This is a genomic window from Phenylobacterium sp., from assembly GCF_036264965.1.
Classification (GTDB): Bacteria; Pseudomonadota; Alphaproteobacteria; order Caulobacterales; family Caulobacteraceae; genus Phenylobacterium.
This window is the reverse complement of the sequence record NZ_DATAPY010000127.1, coordinates 36,738-53,793: the sequence shown is the minus strand read 5'-3', so window position 1 is coordinate 53,793 and position 17,056 is coordinate 36,738. Positions and strand designations below refer to the sequence as shown.

General features: G+C 69.4%; 17 protein-coding genes. 11 read left to right on the top strand and 6 right to left on the bottom strand.

Going from position 1 to position 17,056, the window contains the following annotated elements:
• The 5 genes from VHS75_RS17170 to VHS75_RS17150 all read left to right on the top strand — a co-directional run.
• Positions 1 to 400 (top strand): YceI family protein (locus VHS75_RS17170; RefSeq protein WP_329639835.1); only part of this gene is annotated, 400 nt, incomplete at its 5' end.
• A gap of 18 nt (positions 401 to 418) precedes the next feature.
• On the top strand, positions 419 to 1,747 hold the full coding sequence (locus VHS75_RS17165; RefSeq protein ID WP_329639834.1) for a YceI family protein: 1,329 nt from the start codon (positions 419 to 421) through the stop codon (positions 1,745 to 1,747).
• Between the two features lie 76 nt (positions 1,748 to 1,823).
• A complete protein-coding gene (locus VHS75_RS17160) occupies positions 1,824 to 2,576 on the top strand; it encodes a methyltransferase (RefSeq protein ID WP_329639833.1) in 753 nt (250 codons plus the stop codon).
• A gap of 33 nt (positions 2,577 to 2,609) precedes the next feature.
• The gene (locus VHS75_RS17155) at positions 2,610 to 3,530 is read left to right on the top strand and encodes an L-threonylcarbamoyladenylate synthase (RefSeq protein WP_329639832.1); all 921 of its coding nucleotides are present in this window, start codon (positions 2,610 to 2,612) and stop codon (positions 3,528 to 3,530) included.
• A gap of 23 nt (positions 3,531 to 3,553) precedes the next feature.
• Positions 3,554 to 4,963, top strand: a complete 1,410-nt coding sequence (locus tag VHS75_RS17150) for an FAD-binding oxidoreductase (protein WP_329639831.1) — start codon at positions 3,554 to 3,556, stop codon at positions 4,961 to 4,963.
• Here VHS75_RS17150 and VHS75_RS17145 read toward each other — a convergent pair.
• On the bottom strand, positions 4,960 to 5,580 hold the full coding sequence (locus VHS75_RS17145) for a hypothetical protein (protein ID WP_329639830.1): 621 nt from the start codon (positions 5,578 to 5,580) through the stop codon (positions 4,960 to 4,962). The genes VHS75_RS17150 and VHS75_RS17145 overlap by 4 nt on opposite strands.
• A gap of 64 nt (positions 5,581 to 5,644) precedes the next feature.
• Here VHS75_RS17145 and yaaA point away from each other — a divergent pair, with 64 nt between their 5' ends.
• Entirely contained in the window at positions 5,645 to 6,454 is an 810-nt protein-coding gene (gene yaaA, locus VHS75_RS17140; protein ID WP_329639829.1) for a peroxide stress protein YaaA, read from the top strand.
• Here yaaA and VHS75_RS17135 read toward each other — a convergent pair whose 3' ends face one another.
• Complete coding sequence (locus VHS75_RS17135) at positions 6,455 to 7,021, bottom strand: peroxiredoxin family protein (protein ID WP_329639828.1); 567 nt, start codon at positions 7,019 to 7,021, stop codon at positions 6,455 to 6,457.
• Positions 7,022 to 7,168: 147 nt separating this feature from the next.
• On the opposite strand from VHS75_RS17135, the gene VHS75_RS17130 reads away from it, so the two are divergent.
• Positions 7,169 to 7,948, top strand: coding sequence for an SDR family NAD(P)-dependent oxidoreductase (locus VHS75_RS17130; RefSeq protein ID WP_329639827.1), 780 nt, complete (start codon positions 7,169 to 7,171; stop codon positions 7,946 to 7,948).
• A gap of 267 nt (positions 7,949 to 8,215) precedes the next feature.
• Positions 8,216 to 9,193 (top strand): nitronate monooxygenase family protein, encoded by a 978-nt coding sequence (locus VHS75_RS17125; protein ID WP_329639826.1) that lies wholly within the window; start codon positions 8,216 to 8,218, stop codon positions 9,191 to 9,193.
• A 7-nt stretch (positions 9,194 to 9,200) separates the two neighbouring features.
• On the opposite strand, the gene VHS75_RS23125 is transcribed toward VHS75_RS17125, so the two are convergent.
• Together VHS75_RS23125 and VHS75_RS17120 are read right to left on the bottom strand one after the other, a co-directional pair.
• Complete coding sequence (locus VHS75_RS23125) at positions 9,201 to 9,548, bottom strand: GFA family protein (protein ID WP_414694352.1); 348 nt, start codon at positions 9,546 to 9,548, stop codon at positions 9,201 to 9,203.
• A 491-nt stretch (positions 9,549 to 10,039) separates the two neighbouring features.
• On the bottom strand, positions 10,040 to 10,609 hold the full coding sequence (locus tag VHS75_RS17120; protein ID WP_329639825.1) for a hypothetical protein: 570 nt from the start codon (positions 10,607 to 10,609) through the stop codon (positions 10,040 to 10,042).
• An 88-nt stretch (positions 10,610 to 10,697) separates the two neighbouring features.
• Between VHS75_RS17120 and VHS75_RS17115 the strand changes: the two genes are divergently transcribed.
• The 3 genes from VHS75_RS17115 (at position 10,698) to VHS75_RS17105 (ending at position 13,642) form a co-directional block, all read left to right on the top strand.
• Complete coding sequence (locus VHS75_RS17115; protein ID WP_329639824.1) at positions 10,698 to 11,693, top strand: SPFH domain-containing protein; 996 nt, start codon at positions 10,698 to 10,700, stop codon at positions 11,691 to 11,693.
• 3 nt (positions 11,694 to 11,696) lie between these two features.
• The gene (locus VHS75_RS17110; protein ID WP_329639823.1) at positions 11,697 to 12,158 is read left to right on the top strand and encodes an NfeD family protein; all 462 of its coding nucleotides are present in this window, start codon (positions 11,697 to 11,699) and stop codon (positions 12,156 to 12,158) included.
• 164 nt (positions 12,159 to 12,322) lie between these two features.
• Complete coding sequence (locus tag VHS75_RS17105) at positions 12,323 to 13,642, top strand: hypothetical protein (protein ID WP_329639822.1); 1,320 nt, start codon at positions 12,323 to 12,325, stop codon at positions 13,640 to 13,642.
• Between the two features lie 63 nt (positions 13,643 to 13,705).
• On the opposite strand, the gene VHS75_RS17100 is transcribed toward VHS75_RS17105, so the two are convergent.
• Positions 13,706 to 15,247: an acetolactate synthase large subunit gene (locus VHS75_RS17100; protein WP_329639821.1), complete on the bottom strand. Its 1,542-nt coding sequence runs from the start codon at positions 15,245 to 15,247 to the stop codon at positions 13,706 to 13,708.
• A complete protein-coding gene (locus VHS75_RS17095) occupies positions 15,247 to 17,022 on the bottom strand; it encodes a feruloyl-CoA synthase (protein WP_329639820.1) in 1,776 nt (591 codons plus the stop codon). Before VHS75_RS17095 ends, VHS75_RS17100 begins: the two co-directional genes overlap by 1 nt.
• Positions 17,023 to 17,056: the final 34 nt, after the last annotated feature.

The window sequence follows — 17,056 nt, the reverse complement described above, 5'->3', positions numbered from 1 at the left end:
CTACGACCCGGCCAACTGGCAGCAGACCAAGCTGACTTTCACGGCCGACCCGAAGTCGGTCGACACCAACGATTCCGCCTTCAACAAGCAGATCGCCGGCTACCTCGACGCCGACAAGTTCCCGGCCATCACCTTCGTCTCGACCGCCGTGGCGGGCGGAGAGGACGGCAAGGGAACCGTGACCGGCGACCTGACCTTGCACGGCGTCACAAAGCCGGTGACCCTCGACGTCACCTTCGACGGCGCGGGCCACGGGATCACGCCCTTGGGCACGCGTCTCGGATTTTCCGGCTCGGCCAGGATTAAAAGGTCGGATTTCGGAGTCAGTAGCGTGATCCTCAACCAGTTCACCGGCGACGACGTCGACGTGATCTTCGAGGTCGAGTTCGAGAAGAAATAAGCCCCAGGAAGGCCCCGAATGACCGCCACTCGTTTCGCTCCAGTCGGCCGCACCCGCTACGCCACAGTCGCGATCGTCCTGCACTGGATCATCGCGCTGGCCATCGTGACCCAGGTGAGCCTGGCGTGGCGCTTTGCCGACGACCGCAGCCCGACGGGCTTCGCGCTCACCCAGCTGCACAAGTCGATCGGGGTGACGATCCTGTTCCTCAGCCTGATCCGGCTGGGCTGGCGCCTCGCCAACCCGCCGCCGCCGGAACCGGCGGGCCTGGCGACCTGGGAGCGCGTGCTGTCGAAAGCCGTCCACTGGGGCTTCTACGCGATCATGATCGGCATGCCGCTGACCGGCTGGCTGATGGTCTCGGCCAGCCGGACGGCGATCCCGACGGTGCTGTTCTGGACGGTCCATCTGGCGAACATCCCCGGCGTCGATAATCTTTCGCCGGCGGCCAAGGGCATCGCCCGCAGGATCGGCCAGACGAGCCACGAGCTGCTGGCGTTCGGCTTCTACGGGCTCTTCGTTCTGCATATCGGCGGGGCGCTGAAGCACCAGCTCTTCGAGCGCAACATCCCGGTGCTGGCGCGCATCGCGCCGGGCTCGGTGTCCGGCCGCTGGTGGGAGCCGCGCCTGTGGCTGATCGCGCTGGCGGTGGTCGGCGCCGCCGCCTTCGGCTGGCTGGTCCAGCCGCCGCATCCGGCCTCGGGCCCGGCGCCGGCCGAGGCCGCCCCTGCGGAACCCTTCTTGCCTGAGGCCGCGCCCGCGGCTCCGGGGACGCCCGCGACCGCCGCGCCGCCGGCGGCCGGCGCCAAACCGGCCGCGGCTGCCCCGACGGGCGCCGTCGCCTGGAAGGTGGCGCCCGGCTCCAGCCTGAACTTCCAGACCAGCTGGAGCGGTGACGCCGTGCACGGCCGGTTCAACAGCTGGAAGGCCGACATCCTCTTCGGCCCCGACGCGCTCGATAAATCCAAGGTCGTCGTCACCATCGACATGACCTCGGCCAAGACCGGCGACGATCAGCGCGACGCCTCCCTGCCGGCCAGCGACTGGTTCGACGCCGCCGCCCATCCGAAGGCGGTGTTCACCGCCACGAAGTTCGAGAAGAAGGGCGAGGGCGCCTACGTCGCCCACGGAACCCTCGACCTGCGCGGGGTGAGCAAGCCGGTGGACCTGCCGTTCAAGCTGAAGATCGTCGGCGACAAGGCCCAGATGAGCGGCGAGACCAGCCTCGACCGGACCCTGTTCGGCGTCGGCCAGGGGGAGTTCACCGCCACCGACCAGGTGCCGGCCAAGGTCACGGTTCGCGTGCAACTGAACGCCCAAACGACCGCGGCGGGCGACAAGCGGTAGGTCCGCGCCGTTGACAGGGTGAGGCGGTGGCCGGAGCTTTCCGTCAGCTTCGCCACATGACCGTTAGGACCTGACGATGAGAACCCTGCTCCTGGCCGCCTGCGCCGCCGCCAGCCTGGCCGCGGCCGCCGTGGTCGCCGCGCCGGCGGTCCCCGCCTATGTCTCCGCCGCCGTCGCCGACAAGGGCCGCGACGACGACCGCGACGCCGATGCGCGGCGCCATATCGCCGAGGTGGTCGCCTTCTCCGGCGTGAAACCCGGCGACAAGGTCGTCGACCTGATCCCGGGCTCCGGCTACTTCACCAAGGTCTTCTCGAAGATCGTCGGCCCGAAGGGCCACGTCTACATGATCTGGCCAGACGAGTACGCCAAGGAGGCCCAGCCGGACCCGATCAAGAACCAGGGCCTGGCCCGGACCGGCTATCCCAACACCTCGGTGATCCTGCAGCCCGGTGCGGCCTTCGCTGCGCCCGAGCCCGTCGACCTGGTGTTCACGGTCCAGAATTATCACGACTATCCGGACAAGTTCATGGGCAAGATCGACCTGATGGTCTTCGACCGTGCGGTGTTCAAGGCGCTGAAGCCGGGCGGGACCTTCTTGGTGGTCGACCACACGGCCGAGGCCGGTTCGGGCCTGCGCGACACGGACACCCTGCACCGCATCGACCCGGCCATCGTCAAGAAGCAGGTGACCGACGCCGGCTTCGTCTTCGAGGGCGAGAGCACGGCGCTGAAGAACCCCGCCGACGACCTGAAGAAGATCGTGTTCGACAAGGCCATCCGCGGCCACACCGACCAGTTCATCTTCAAGTTCCGCAAACCCAAGTAGGCGTATCGGGCCTGGGCGGTGTAACCCACCGCCGTGGACGACGCCGCCGACATCGCAAACGCCGCCGCCGCTCTACGGGCCGGCGGCCTGGTTATCCTGCCGACCGAGACGGTCTACGGGCTGGCGGCGGACGCTTCCAATCCGCGCGCGGTGGCGAAGGTCTATGAGGCCAAGGGCCGGCCGGCCTTCAATCCGCTGATCGCCCATGTGGCGGACGTGGCGACCGCGCGCCGGATCGCCCGCTTCGACGACCGGGCCGAGCAGCTGGCAGCGAGGTTCTGGCCGGGGCCATTGACCCTGGTGCTGCCGGTGGCCGACGCGGCCGCGGTCTGCGACCTGGCCCGCGCTGGCCTCGATACGGTGGCCGTCCGCGCGCCGGCCCATCCCCTGGCCCACGCCCTGCTGGACGCCTTCGGCGGTCCGCTGGTCGCGCCGTCCGCCAATCGCTCGGGTCGGCCCAGCCCGACCTCCTTTGCCGACGCCATGGCGGAGACCGGAGCGGCCGCCGCCGCAGGTCTCGACGGCGGGCCTTGTCAGATCGGGCTGGAGTCGACGGTGGTGGCCCTGCTGGACACGCCGCGCCTGCTGCGGCCAGGCGCCGTCACCCGCGCCGAGATCGAGGCGCTGATCGGGCCGCTTGCGGAGGCCGAGGCCGACGCCAGGCGTTCGCCCGGCCGGCTGACCCGCCACTATGCGCCGGACCTGCCCCTGCGGCTGAACGCCACCGCGCCGCGCGACGGCGAGGTGTGGCTGGGCTTCGGCTCGGGCTTCCCCGAGCCCCTGAACCTCAGCCTGACCGGCGATCTGGCCGAAGCCGCCGCCAACCTCTTCGCCTATCTGCGCGCCGCGGACCGCTCCGGCGCTCAGGGCATCGCGGTGGCGCCCATTCCCGACGACGGGCTCGGCGAGGCGATCAACGACCGCCTGCGCCGCGCGGCGGGGTTTGTGGGCTAGGATCGCGGCGCTACACTGCGGCCATGACCGCTCCCGTTCCCGCCGATGTGCTCTCCCGCCTGAAGGCCGTGTTGGGCGAGGGCGGCTGGAGCCAGGACCCGGAACGGCTGGCGCCCAAGCTGCTGGAATGGCGCGACCGCTGGAGCGGGGAGACGCCGTTCCTGGCGCTTCCGAAGACCACGGCGGACGTCGCGGCGGTGGTGGGCATCTGCTTCGAATCCGGGACCCCGATCACCACCCAGGGCGGCAACACCGGCCTGGTCGGCGGCCAGATCCCGCAGGGCGAGGTGCTGCTGTCCACCGAACGGATGCGCGCGATCCGCGAGAGCGACGCCTTCGATGATGTGCTGGTGGCCCAGGCCGGCGTCACCCTGTCAGCCATCCACGAGGCGGCCGCGGCGATGAACCGGCGTTTCCCTCTCGGCCTGGCGTCGGAGGGCTCGGCGACGGTCGGCGGCTTCGTTTCCACCAACGCCGGCGGCACCCAGGTGCTGCGCTATGGCATGACCCGAAACCTGGTGCTTGGCCTGGAGGCGGTGCTGCCCAACGGCGAGGTCTGGAATGGCCTGAAGCGCCTGCGCAAGGACAACACCGGCTACGACCTGAAGCAGCTGCTGATCGGCGCGGAGGGCACGCTGGGCGTGGTCACCGCGGCGGCCCTGAAGCTGTTCCCGGTGATGGCCTCGCGCGCCGTGGCGATGATCGGGCTGAAGAGCCCGGAGGCCGCGCTGAAGCTGCTGGTCCGCGCCAAGGACGAGACCGGCGGGGCGGTCGAGGCCTTCGAGCTGATGGGCCGCCTGGGCGTCGATTTCGCGCTCAAGAACATCGCCGGCACGCGCGACCCGCTGGCCGGCGTGCATCCCTGGTACGTCCTGGCGGAGTTCTCTTCCGGCGAGCCCGGATCGGCCGAGGCCTCGATGGAGCGCTTCCTGGCGTCCGGTCTGGAGGACGGGCTGATCGCCGACGCCGTGGTCGCCCAGACCGACAGCCAGGCCAAGGCGCTGTGGGCGATCCGCGAGAACCAGTCGCCCGCCCAGAAGCCGGAAGGCGCGACCTGGAAGCATGACATCTCGGTTCCGGTGAGCCGGGTCGCCGACTTCCTGCGCGAGGCGACCGCGGCGATGGAGGCCTTCGCTCCCGGCTCGCGCATCGCCGCCTTCGGGCACATGGGCGACGGCAACATCCACTACGACGTCCTGCGCGGCGACGGCGCGCCGGACGCTCGCCACGCTGCCAAGCGCGACGAGGGATCCCGCATCGTCCACGACATCGTCGCCTCCATGGGCGGCTCGATCAGCGCCGAGCACGGCCTGGGCTCGATGAAGACCGAGGAAGCCCGGCGCTACAAATCTCCCGTGGAGATTGAGGCCCTGTCGGCGATCCGCCGCGCGCTCGACCCCAAGCGGATCATGAATCCGCGGGTGCTATTCTAGCGGGCCGCCTTGGCCGCCAACTTGGCGACCAGCGTATCGCCCCACTCGCCGATCGCCTTGGCGTTGAAATAATAGAGCGCCTGTCGCGCCGTCGGCTGCTGGGCTGGGTCGAGGCCGAGCCGCTTGAGCAGCCAGGCCGACTCCGCAGGATTGGCGCAGCCGATGCCGTTGGAAAAGAACGCGAGGCGCCCGTTGGCGCGCACGCAGGCGGCCACGTCTGTGGGCGCGGCGGCCCAGGCAGCGTCGAGCTTCGGCCTGTCCAGCCGCCTGGCCGCGAGCAGCGAGGCGGCGGCATAGGTCTGCACGGCTTCCGATCCGGTGATCGTCTGGATCCAGTCCGGCGGGATGTCGCTTCGCCTGGCGCAGAGCGCGGCCTTGGCCTTGAGCGGGCCACCGAGCTTCTCTAACGCGGCCGCGCCGGCGCCCATATCCAGCTGATAGGCCGCCAGGATCCGGGTGTGCTCGGCCGACGAAAGCTTGGACCAGATGCAGGCGCCTAAGGGTCCGGCGCAGGCCGCGCCGCTCAGCGCGACTGCCGCCGCGAGGCCGAGGAACAGCGCCCTGGCGGCGCGTGGGAAAGTCATGGCCGCGGTGATGATCCACAATGGCTTGGCCATCAAGACGGACGATCGGGTCGTGGGCTCTTGGCTTGGCCTGCGGGACACGGCAAAGCATCGCGCGATGCTCATCGTCCTTTCCCCGGCCAAGGCGCTCGATTTCACCACGCCGCCGTTCAGCGCGCCGATGAGCGCGCCGCAGATGGCCGACCACACCGCCGAGCTGGCGGCCGTCGCCAAGAAGCTGCGGGTCATCGACCTGAAACGGATGATGGACCTCTCAGACACGCTGGCGAAGCTGAACCGCGAGCGGTTCCAGGCCTTCCAGCCGGCCAGCGAGGAGGGCCTGCAGGCGGCCTTCGCCTTCAACGGCGACGTCTACCTGGGCCTGAAGGCGCGGGAACTGGACAAGCGGGCGCTGGGTTGGGCGCAGGACCACCTGCGCATCCTGTCCGGCCTCTACGGCGTGCTGCGACCGCTCGACGCCATCCAGCCCTATCGGCTGGAGATGGGCGTGCGGATCAAGACCAGGCGGGGCGCCAGCCTCTACGACTTCTGGGGCCCGCGGGTGTCGCAGGCGCTGGACGCCGCGCTGGCCGGCCACCGGCGCAAGGTGGTCATCAACTGCGCCAGCCAGGAATATTTCGGCGCCGTCGATCGCGCGGCGCTCAAGGCCGGCGTCGTCACCTGCCGCTTCCTGGAAGAGAAGGACGGCGAGGCGCGGATCATGTCGTTCTTCGCCAAACGGGCGCGCGGCGCCATGGCCCGCTTCGCTATCGACAACCGGATCGACAAGCCGCAGGACCTGAAGGCCTTCGACATCGACGGCTACCGCTTCGTCCCGTCGCTTTCCGGCGAGGACGAGTTCACCTTCGCCCGGCCCCAGCCGCCGCCGGTCGCTCAGGTGCGCGCGGCGGCGAAGGCGCGAGCCTGATCAGCGGCCCTTCGGAAGGCCGTCGATCGTCTCCAGGATGGCGCTGAGCGGGGGGCGGACCTTGTAGTCTTCCTCCGCCAGCTTGGCCTTCAGGACGCCCTGGGGCGAGATCACATAGATCGAGGCGTAGGGCACGCCCCAGGCGAAGGTGTCGGGCTTGTAGCGGATGTCACGCAGCTTCCAGGCGTCGATGGTCACCGAGCCTGGATCGGACAGCAGCGGATAGGGGATTTCGCGCTTCTCGGTGAACTGGGTCAGGACATCCGTCGGGTCATAGCTGATCGCGGCCAGCTTATAGCCGCGCGCCCCTAGCGGACCGGGCGCGTCTTTCATGTCCATCAGCTGCTTCTGGCAATAGGGGCACCATTTGGCGGACCGGAAGAACACCAGGACGAGGCCGTTCTTCCCGGAGAGCCCGCGCACATTGACCGGGGCGCCCTTGAGGTCGGTGGCGTGCAGCGCCGGGACCTTGGCGCCGAGCGGCGGACCCACGTCCCAGGCCGCGGCGCTCGCCGCCAGGGGCAGCAACAGGGAGACAGCGAGGCTGAGGACGGCGGCGAGTTTCATGATGTTCTCCGGCGTCCGCACGACGCCCCAGGTCATTCGCCGCACGGGGATGCACGGTTACATCGTCGCGCGCTTGACGGGGCGCGACGATCCGGGGCTTTTGCCTCCCAACGCTTGTTTGAAAAACGCAAAGGGGAGGCATCGGTCATGGCGTTCAAGCCGTTCGATCTGACGGGGAAGGTGGCGCTGGTCACCGGCGGCAATGGCGGCATCGGCCTCGGCATGGCCGAGGGCCTGGCCGCCGCCGGCGCCAAGGTGGCGATCTGGGGCCAGAACCCCGACAAGAACGCCAAGGCCGAGGCGGCGCTGAAGGCCTACGGCGGCGAGGTGCTGGTCCAGAAGGTCGACGTGGCCGACGAAGCCGCGGTCGTGGCCGGCGTCGCCGAGGTGATCAGGACCCTGGGCCGGCTCGATTTCTGCGCCGCCAACGCCGGCATCGGCGGCGGCGCGCCTTTCGACGAAATGACCACCGAAAAGTGGCGCCGGGTGACCACGGTGAACCTGGACGCGGTGTTCTGGACCTTCCGCGAAGCCGTCCGCCACATGGTCGAGCGCGCCAAAGACGGCGACCCGGGCGGCTCCCTGGTGGTGACCTCCTCGACCTCCGCCATTCACGGCGCGCCGCGCAACGAGGCCTATGCCTCCACCAAGGCCGGCGTCCTGGCCATGGTCCGGGGCCTGGCGGTCGAGTACGCTCGCCACGGCGTGCGGGCCAACTCCATCCTGCCCGGCTGGATCGCCACGGACATGACCGCGGGCGCCCAGGGCAACGACAAGTTCAACGATCAGGTGATCCGCCGGGTGCCCTTCCGCCGTTGGGGCGAGGGCGACGACTTCTCCGGCATCGCGGTCTATCTGGCCTCGGACGCCTCGCGCTTCCACACCGGCGACAGCTTCGTGATCGACGGCGGCTACACGATCTTCTGATCCTTGCTTGTTGCTGCGCAGCGGCGCCCGTCGATTTTGACACGAGGACCACCAAGGACACGAAGATCACGAAGAGGCAGTGCGCTTCGCGAGCGATGAGAGCTGTCCTGCTACGCCATCGTCTGGCTTTGGCCTGCGGCCGGCGAGCTGGCAGAGCGCCTTCGTGGTCTTCGTGCCCTTGGTGGTCCTCGTGTTTTTCTTTCGGGCCTTCGGCCGGACAACCGCCCTGGGCTATGCTTGTCCCAACCAAGAAACGGGAGGCCATCGATGACCCTGCACACCGAGCTCTGTGACCTCCTGGCCGTAAAGCATCCGATCATGCTGGCCGGCATGGGTGGGGTTTCCTACGCCGAGCTGGTCGCCGCGGTCTCGAACGCCGGCGGCTATGGCGTGCTGGGCATGGCCGGCCGCTCGCCCGACTTCATCCGCGACGAGATGCGCAAGGTGAAGTCGCTCACCGACAAGCCGTTCGGCGTCGACCTGCTGGCGGCCAGCCCCGACAGCCTGACCGCCAGTGTGGAGATCATCATCCAGGAGGGCGCGTCCGCCTTCGTGGCGGGCTTGGGCGTGCCGATGCCGATCATGGAGAAGCTGAAGGCGGCCGGCCTGAAGGTGATGGTAGTCTGCGGGGCGGTGAAACATGCGGTGAAGGCCGAACAGGCCGGCTGCGACGCGGTCATCTGCCAAGGCGGCGAGGGCGGCGGACATACGGGCTTGGTCGGCACCATGCCGCTGGTGGCCCAGGCCGTGGAGGCCGTGAAGATCCCGGTGGTGGCCGCGGGCGGGCTCTACGACGGCCGCGGCCTGGCCGCCGCGCTCAGCCTGGGCGCCGTGGGCGTCTGGATGGGCACGCGGTTCATCGCTTCGGAAGAAGCCCACGCCGGCCAGATGTACCGCGAGGTGATCGTCGAGGCCTCCGACGAAGACACCATCCGCACCCGCAGCTATTCAGGCAAACCCATGCGGGTAAAGAAGAACCCCTACGTCGAGGAGTGGGAGAGCCGGCCGGCCGACATCCAGCCCTTCCCGCAACAGGCGATCCTGTCCAGCCGCGCCGGCGTCATGGGCGGCATCGGCGGCCAGGTCGAGGGCCTCGACATCGACCGCTCAGCCTTCGCCATGGGCCAGTCGGCCGGCGGCGTCCGCGACGTCGCCCCGGCCGGCGAGATCGTGGCCCGGATCATGGCCGAGGCGGAAGCGGCGATCGATCGGGTGGCGGGGTTGCGGGCGAGGGAGGTGGCATAAGCCCGGTTTAGGGCAATCTGCTGCCGTGAACGCGTTTCACGGGGATGGCGTCCAGGTCCACACCGTCGAGGCACCGAACGTTCACCGCCCAAAGATTCGGCGCTGTTCGAGGGCGCCTGAAGGGGAGGATTCCGCAGTTAGGACAGAAGTAGTCCGTGGCTTGGCGCGTGTGAAATTTGTAACGGGAGAGATTTTCCAGCGGCGTGAGCAGTTTGAAGTCCGAATCCAAGACGCGGTGGATTAGCGCCCCGCGCCGCCGGCATATTGAGCAGTCGCAGACTCGTACATGATCGAGTTCGACCTGGACCTCGAACCGGACGCGACCGCAATGACAACTGCCGCTGTAGGTCGCCATGGTCCTGATCATGCATCGCTCTGTGCCAGTTGCGAAGACGGCGTTGTCGGTGGCTTGTCTTTGGAAAGGCGTCCCTCCGGAGGGACCGAACCATAGATTTCATGGCGGCCAATCTGCCTTCCCGTCTCGGCAACTGAAGGACGGCGCGGAGCGCCGCCGCGGGGCGGCCGGCCAGGGGCCGGTCCTTGACTTGCCGAGACCGGAAGGCTCGCATCTCCCGTGAGATTTAAGGCGGGGAAGCGCCGAAGGGCGCTCCCGCAACGGGCGACAGGGCCGGCGATTGAAGTCGGAATTTCTCGACTTTTCTCGACGCCGGGCCTACCGCGAACATAACGAGAACTACCGCTCTTTGACAATGTGCGAAGGTGGCAGAGGGCGCATGCGACTCTCCCTGCCATCGTACTATCTCGGGACAGGGCTCACGATCCGCTCCTCTCCCCCGACGCGGCACGCGCGGGGGGAGAGGAGGCTCCGCTGAATGTCGATCGCCCCTACGGCGCGCTCGCCAGGTACCCGTTCGGGTCTTTCAGGAAGTTGCGGAACTCGGCGATGCAGCCGGTCCAGGCGGCGACCTGGGTCTTCATCCGGTCGCGGCCATCGTCCTCGAACAGCAGGGTCGAATAAATGACATGCGGCTTCGCCGATTTGTCCTCGTAGCCGCGGCACATGGCCGAGGTCTGGTTGAAGGCGTTGAGCTGGGCGAAGGTCGGCCCGGCCTGGTCGACCATGTTGTCGAACAGCACCGCCTTGCAGACCCGCCCCTGGGCGTTGCAGCCGGCGTACTGGGCGGAGAAGTTGGCGGCCGCGGAGGTGACGGTGACCATGACCGCGTCGTCCTCCCGGCGCGACACCACGCCCTTGGCTCCGACGGTGGCCAACAGCGTCACCAGGCTGGCCGGGTCGCGGGCGTCGAAGGGCTCTTCGGGCTTGGCGGCGGGCTTGGCCGGCGCGGCGGCGGTCGCGGCCGGCGGGGCGGCCGGCGTCTTGGGCGCGGCGGGTTTGGGCGTGGCGCCCATCGCCAGGACCGCGCAGGCCAGGAGGGCGGTGGTCTTCCAGAACATGGATCGTCGCTAGCAGACCTCGCCGCGGGTTTCCATGGCGCGGGCCTCCAGCCGTGACTAAGCTCGCTCCAAAGTTGAGGGGAAGTCCATGGTCATCACGATTGTCGCCGCGATCTTCGTGATCCTGGCCCTGTTCGTCGCGGTCGGGGCGATCAAGATCGTGCCGCAGGGCCGCGAGGTCACCGTCGAACGGTTCGGCCGCTACACCCGCACCTTGAAGCCCGGCATCAGCTTCCTGACGCCCTTCGTCGAGGGCATCGGGCGGCGCATCAATATGATGGAACAGGTGCTGCAGGTGCCGCAGCAGGAGGTGATCACCAAGGACAATGTCACCGTCCAGGTCGACGCCATCGTCTTCATCCAGGTGATGGACGCCGCGGCCGCGGCCTACCGGGTCAGCCAGCTGGACTTCGCCATCACCCAGCTGACAATGACCAACCTGCGCACCGTGGTCGGCAACATGGAACTCGATGAGGTGCTGTCGCAGCGCGATCACATCAACTCGCGCCTGCTGGAGGTGATCGACGCGGCGACCAATCCGTGGGGCGTCAAGGTGGCGCGGATCGAGATCAAGGACCTGCAGCCGCCGCCGGACATCACCAACGCCATGGCCCGCCAGATGAAGGCCGAGCGCGAGCGCCGGGCGGTGATCACCGAGGCCGACGGCGAGAAGCAGGCGGCGATCACCGTGGCGGAAGGCCAGAAGCAGTCGGCGATCCTGCAGGCCGAGGGCCGCAAGGAGGCCGCCTTCCGCGACGCCGAAGCCCGCGAACGGTCCGCCGGCGCCGAGGCCAAGGCGACGGAGCTGGTCTCCACCGCCATCGCCAAGGGCGACGTCAACGCGATCAACTACTTCATCGCCCAGAAATATGTGGAGGCCTTCGCCAAGCTGGCCGAAAGCCCGCAGCAGCGCACCGTGATCGTGCCCGCCGACATGGCCTCGCTGGTCGGCTCGATCGCCGGCATCGGCGAACTGGTGAGGACCGCCCAGGCCGAGCAGCCGCCGATCCCGCCGCGCCCGGCCAATCCGGCGGCGCGGTCGGCAACGCGCGGCGGCACGGCGGTCCCGCCGGCGGGGAGCTGAGCCATGCCTGACCCGATGAGCCTCTATCTCGCGCACCCGTTCTGGGCCTGGGCGGCGGTGGCGGCCCTGTTCTTCGTGGCCGAAGCGATGACCGGCTCCGGCTGGCTGTTGTGGCCGGGCGGCGTCGCGGTGCTGGTGGCCTTCCTGGCGACCTTCGCGGGCCTGACGCCGTTCGACGCGGTGCTGGTCTGGGTCCTGCTGACCATCTCCTCGATCCTGCTGGCCCGGCGCTACCTGCCCAAGTCGCTGTTCCGACCGCTAGGCGCCGACATCAATGACAGCGCCGGGCGCATCATCGGCCACCAGGGCCGCGCGGTCGTCGCCTTCGTGGGGCGCTCCGGCCGTGTGTTCGTCGACGGCAAGGAATGGGCGGCCGAGCTTGAGGACGGTGAGACCCTGGCGGCGGGCGCGCGAGTCGAGGTCACCGGCGTCGCCGGAGCCCAGCTGCGGGTTCGCGGAGCCTGAGCGAAGGCGCCCGTCCAGCGTGCAACGCTGTTGGCTAAGCCTTTGGAACCGCGCCGAAGTTTCACATCGGAGCGCCCTCGTCTTGACCCCCATGCGGTTCCTGGCGCTTATGTGCGCCGAACGGGTCGAGCGCCCGGTACAAACGTCCAGGAGAGACTGAAGTCATGAGGCCAATCGGATTGGGGCTCCTCGTCGCCCTTGTCGTCGCCGTGATGGCGCCGGCCGCCGCCATGGCGGCTCCGGCCGTCAAAGCGCCCACCGTCGACGCCGCCGCGCGCAAGCAGGGCATGGCCGACGCGCCCGCGATCATCCAGGCGGCTGGAATCGAGTGCCCGGTGTCCGACGCCCGCCTGGCGGGCAAGGGCGCCAAGGACCCCAAGACTGGCCTCCAGCCCAGCGTCTATGAAGTCGCCTGCGGCCCGGGCTCGATCGGCTTCCTGCTGCAGACCAACGGCACCGCGCCGCCCAACGTCTTCAGCTGCCTGGTGGCCAACTATCCGGCTGACATGACCAAGCCGGGCAACCCCTGCATCCTGCCGGCCAACCTCGACCTGATGCCGGCGATCGCCACCCTGGCCGCCAAGGCGAAGGTGCCCTGCACGCCGGACGGCGTTCGCGGCATCGGCCAGACCGCCACCAACACCATCTTCGAAGTTTCGTGCCCTGGCGGGGCCGGCTACATGGTCACCGCCAGCGCCCCGCTGCTGGTGTCCAAGGACGCCAGCGCGCTGAACTGCCTCGCCTACGACGCGGCCAACGCCAATGTGAAATGCATGATGGGCACGCCCGCCGCGCGCCTGGCGATCGCCGACAAGTTCGCCGCGACCGCCAACGTCGGCTGCACGGTGAAGGACCGCCGCTTCGTCGGCCTGCTGACCGACGGCACCGAGGGCTATGAGTTCTCCTGCGCCGACGGCAAGGGCTGGATCGTCAAGGCGAACACGACCGGCCAGGTCACCCAGAGCCTCGATTGCGCCAAGGTGCCGCCCGGCACCTGCACGCTCACCGACACCCGTGCGGCGACCGCCGAACAGGCCGGCCTCTACACCAAGCTGGCCAAGGGCGCCGGCTCCAACTGCGCCGTGACCCGCTACGCCATCTTCCCGAGCCAGGGCGACAAGGAAGTCGCCGAGCTGGTATGCGGCGATGGCAATGGCGCGATCGGCATCTTCCCGGCCAGCGGCAAGGGGGTGGTCTACGACTGTGGCCACGCGTTGCTCGCGGGCTACCGCTGCACCCTCGGCAAGGTCGACTACGCGGGCCTCACCGCCGACCTGAAGAAGTTGGACAAGAAGGACTGCACGGTGTCCGCGACGGGCCAGCCGCTGAAGTCGACCACCGGAAGCATGCGTCTGGAAGTGGCCTGCGCCGACGGCCTGCCGGGCTACATGGTGGAATACACCGACCCGGGCACGCCGAAGGAAGCGGTCGCCTGCTCCTTCGCCGGCAACTGCATCCTGCCGACCAATAAGAAGAAGGGCTGACCCTTCCCTCATCGGCCAAGATCGGGGCCCGCGGTTCGCGCCGCGGGCCTTTTTCTTTGTCTGCTAGATCGCCGCTTCGATGAACATCGGGCCGCGTTGGGCCATGGCCGCGGCGATGGCCGCCTCGAACGCTTCGGCCGTCTCGCAGCGCACGGCGGGCAAGCCCAGACCCTCGGCCAGGGCGACGAAGTCGATCTTGGGATCGCCGAGGTCCAGTAGCTTGCGTGCTTGCGGCCCGGCATCGCCGGCGCCGGTGCGCTGCATCTCGATGTTGAGGATGCGGTAGGTGTAGTTGGCGAACACCACGACGGTGATGTCGAGGTTCTCCCGCGCCATCGTCCACAGCGCCTGGATCGTGTACATCGCCGCCCCGTCGCCGTTGAGCGACAGCACCTTGCTGTCGGGGGCGGCGACGGCCGCGCCGATGGCCAGCGGCAGGCCGGCGCCGATCGCGCCGCCGGTGAGCGCCAGAACCTCGTGCGGCCGTGCGGTGACCGCGGCCGCGGCGACGCCGGCCCCGGAGGTGACGCTGTCATCGCAGACGATCGCGCCCTCCGGCATGTGCCGCGCGATCGAGGCTCCGACGGCATAGGCTGTGAGCTTACCGGTCGGCGCGGCGTCGGGCAGCGCCAGCGACTGGACCGGCCCCGCCTTGGGCGCGCCGAGCGCGTCGGCCAGGGCGGCTAGGCCGGCGACGGCGTCCTCGCTGCGTTGGGCCAGAGTCAGGGTCTCGCAGCCCTCGGGGACCAGGACGCTGGGGCGGTTCGGATAGGCGAAGAAGGCCACCGGCATGGCGGTCCCGGCGTAGACCATCAGGTCGACGCCCTCGAGTTCGGCCAGGGCCATCTCGCCGAAGTATTGCATGCGCTTGGGCGCGAAGGCGCCGGCCCCCCGCGAGGTGCGGGCGATGAAGGTGTCGCTGTAGATCGTAACGCCCGTGGCCTGCAGGCGCGCAGCCTCCTTTAGGCCGGCGGCGAGGCAAGCCTGGCCGCCGATCAGGATGACGGGGTTCTTCGCCGCCTTGATGGCCCGCGCAGCGGCCTCGACGGTTGACGCGGCCGGCGCCGGGCGCATCGCCTTCTGGGCGATCACGGGCTCGCCCTCGGCGGGGAGCCAGGCGCTATCCGCCGGCAGGATCAGGCTGACGGGGCCGCCCGGCGGACCGTAGCTGGCGGCCACCGCTTCGGCGGCGAGGCTGGCGACCGTGTCCGGGCTGTCGGCCGACCTGGCCCACAGGGAGTTGGGCTTCACCAGGGTGGCGATGTCGGAGTTGAGCGGCGCGTCGTACTGGCGGTGGTAGGTGGCGTGGTCGCCGATCACGTTGACGATCGGGGTGAAGGCGCGGCGCGCGTTATGCAGGTTGGCGACCCCGTTGCCGTAGCCTGGTCCCAGGTGCAGCAGGGTGCAGGCGGGCTTGCCGGCCATGCGACCGTAGCCGTCGGCGGCGCCGGTCGCCACGCCCTCGAACTGGCAGAGGACCGGGCGCATGTTCGGGTTGCGGTCCAGGGCCGCCACGAACTGCATCTCGCTGGTGCCGGGATTGGCGAAGCAGGCGGTGACCTCATTGGCCACCAGGGTCGAGAGCAGGGCGTCGGCGCCGTTCATCAGAACACCATCACGTCGGAGGAGGGAGGATTGGCGAACAGCCGCTCGATGGCCTCGGCGCGCCTTTGACGGGCCAGGGCCTGGGCGATGTAGCCCTTGTCGGTGATCTCGCCGGAGACCGGGTCCGGCGGGTCGGGCAGGACCAGGGCGCGGGCCACCCGGCCGCCGGAGCCACGGGCCTTGGCGTTGAAGGTGGTGAGGCCTGCGCGCACGGCCTCGGCGATGGCGTCCGCCGTCAGCTGCGGGTTGGGGTAGAGCAACAGGCCCACGGCCTCCTGGCCCTCGCCGCAGACCACCGCATCGGTGACTGCCCCGCCAATGGCGCCCACCGCGCCGATGCGCAGATCGCCGACGCCCACGAAGGTGCCGCTGGCCAGCTTGAAGTTCTCTGACAGGCGCCCGTCGAAGACCATCCCCTGCGTCGGATCGGCCGGATCGACCAGTCGCGCCGCGTCGCCCAGGATGTAGAAGCCCTCGTCGTCGAAAGCCTCCGCCGAGCGCTCCGGCAGGCCGAGGTAGCCGGCGGTGATCTGCGGCCCCTTCACCCGGAAATCGAGCTTGCCGGCCATGGGGACCAGCCGCACCGACGTCCCCGGGACGGGCAGGCCGATCAGGCCCATGATCTCGTTGGGCCAGTGGACGTTGCAGGCCGTCGGGCCGGTCTCGGTGGCGCCGTAGCCGGAGGCGAAGCTGATCTTCTCGCCGACGGTGCGGACGGCCACCGCCTGGATGCGGTCAGCGGTCGCCTGGCCCAGCGCCGCGCCGCCGTACTGCAGCACCCGTACGCGCTCGAAGAACCGCCGCGCCAGAGCCTCGTCCTTCTCCAACTCGTCGACGAACAGCATCCAGCCGGCCGGCACCATGTTCTGATAGGTGGGCGAGACCTCGTGCAGGTTCCTGACCGTCTCGCCGAACCGCGCGGCTGTCGGTTGGCCGTGGTCAATGTAGAGGTTTCCGCCGCGATAGAGCGACATGTGCAGGATGGAGTTGGCGCCGAGGCTGTGGCTCCAGGGCGCGGAGTTGACCATCACCGGCGGATCGGGGTCGTCGAAACAGGCGGCGATCTGGGCGGAGTTCAGCGTTACGTTGGCGTGGCTGCAGATCACCGCCTTGGGGTGGCCGGTCGAGCCGGATGTCAGCAGGTACTTGGCGGTGTCGGAGGGGGTCGCGGTCGCGGCCGTGGCGGGCCCGCGCGCCAGGTCGGCGAAGGCGGCGTCGCCGGCGCGGGCGTTCTGCGAGGCGATGACTGGCAGGCCAGCCAGATGCGGCGCGGCCAGACCCTCGGCGAACAGGGCCGCGTCGTCGGTGTAGACCGCGCAGGGCTTCAGCACCTCGCAGGCCCGCGCCAGCCGCTCCGGGTTGGCGCCCTTCAGCCCATACTGCGGCGAGACCGGCGCGATCGGCACGCCCCGGCTCATGGCGGCGTAGGCGATCAGGGCGTGCTCGACGCCATTGTGCGCCAGGATCAGCAGCGGGCCCGGCCCTTCGACGCCGAGGGTCTTCAGGCCGCCCGCGAGCGCCATCACCTGCTGATGCGCTTCGGCGAAGGTCACCATGCGCCAGCCCTCGCCCGACCGCTCGGCCAGCCACACGCGATTTGGCGCCGCGTCCGCCCAATGGACCAGCGGCGCCGTCATGGTCTGGAACCGCGTCGAATAGGGCGTGGGATTGGTCAGCATCATTTCGCCGCCGTCGCGGTGCTCGACCTCCAGCCGACGCAGCGCGTAGCGCGGGTCGCGGAAGGGCGCAGTCGTGGCTCTGAGTTCGCCGTCCATACGGAGCCTTATTCCAAGCGCCGCGCGCGAAGGA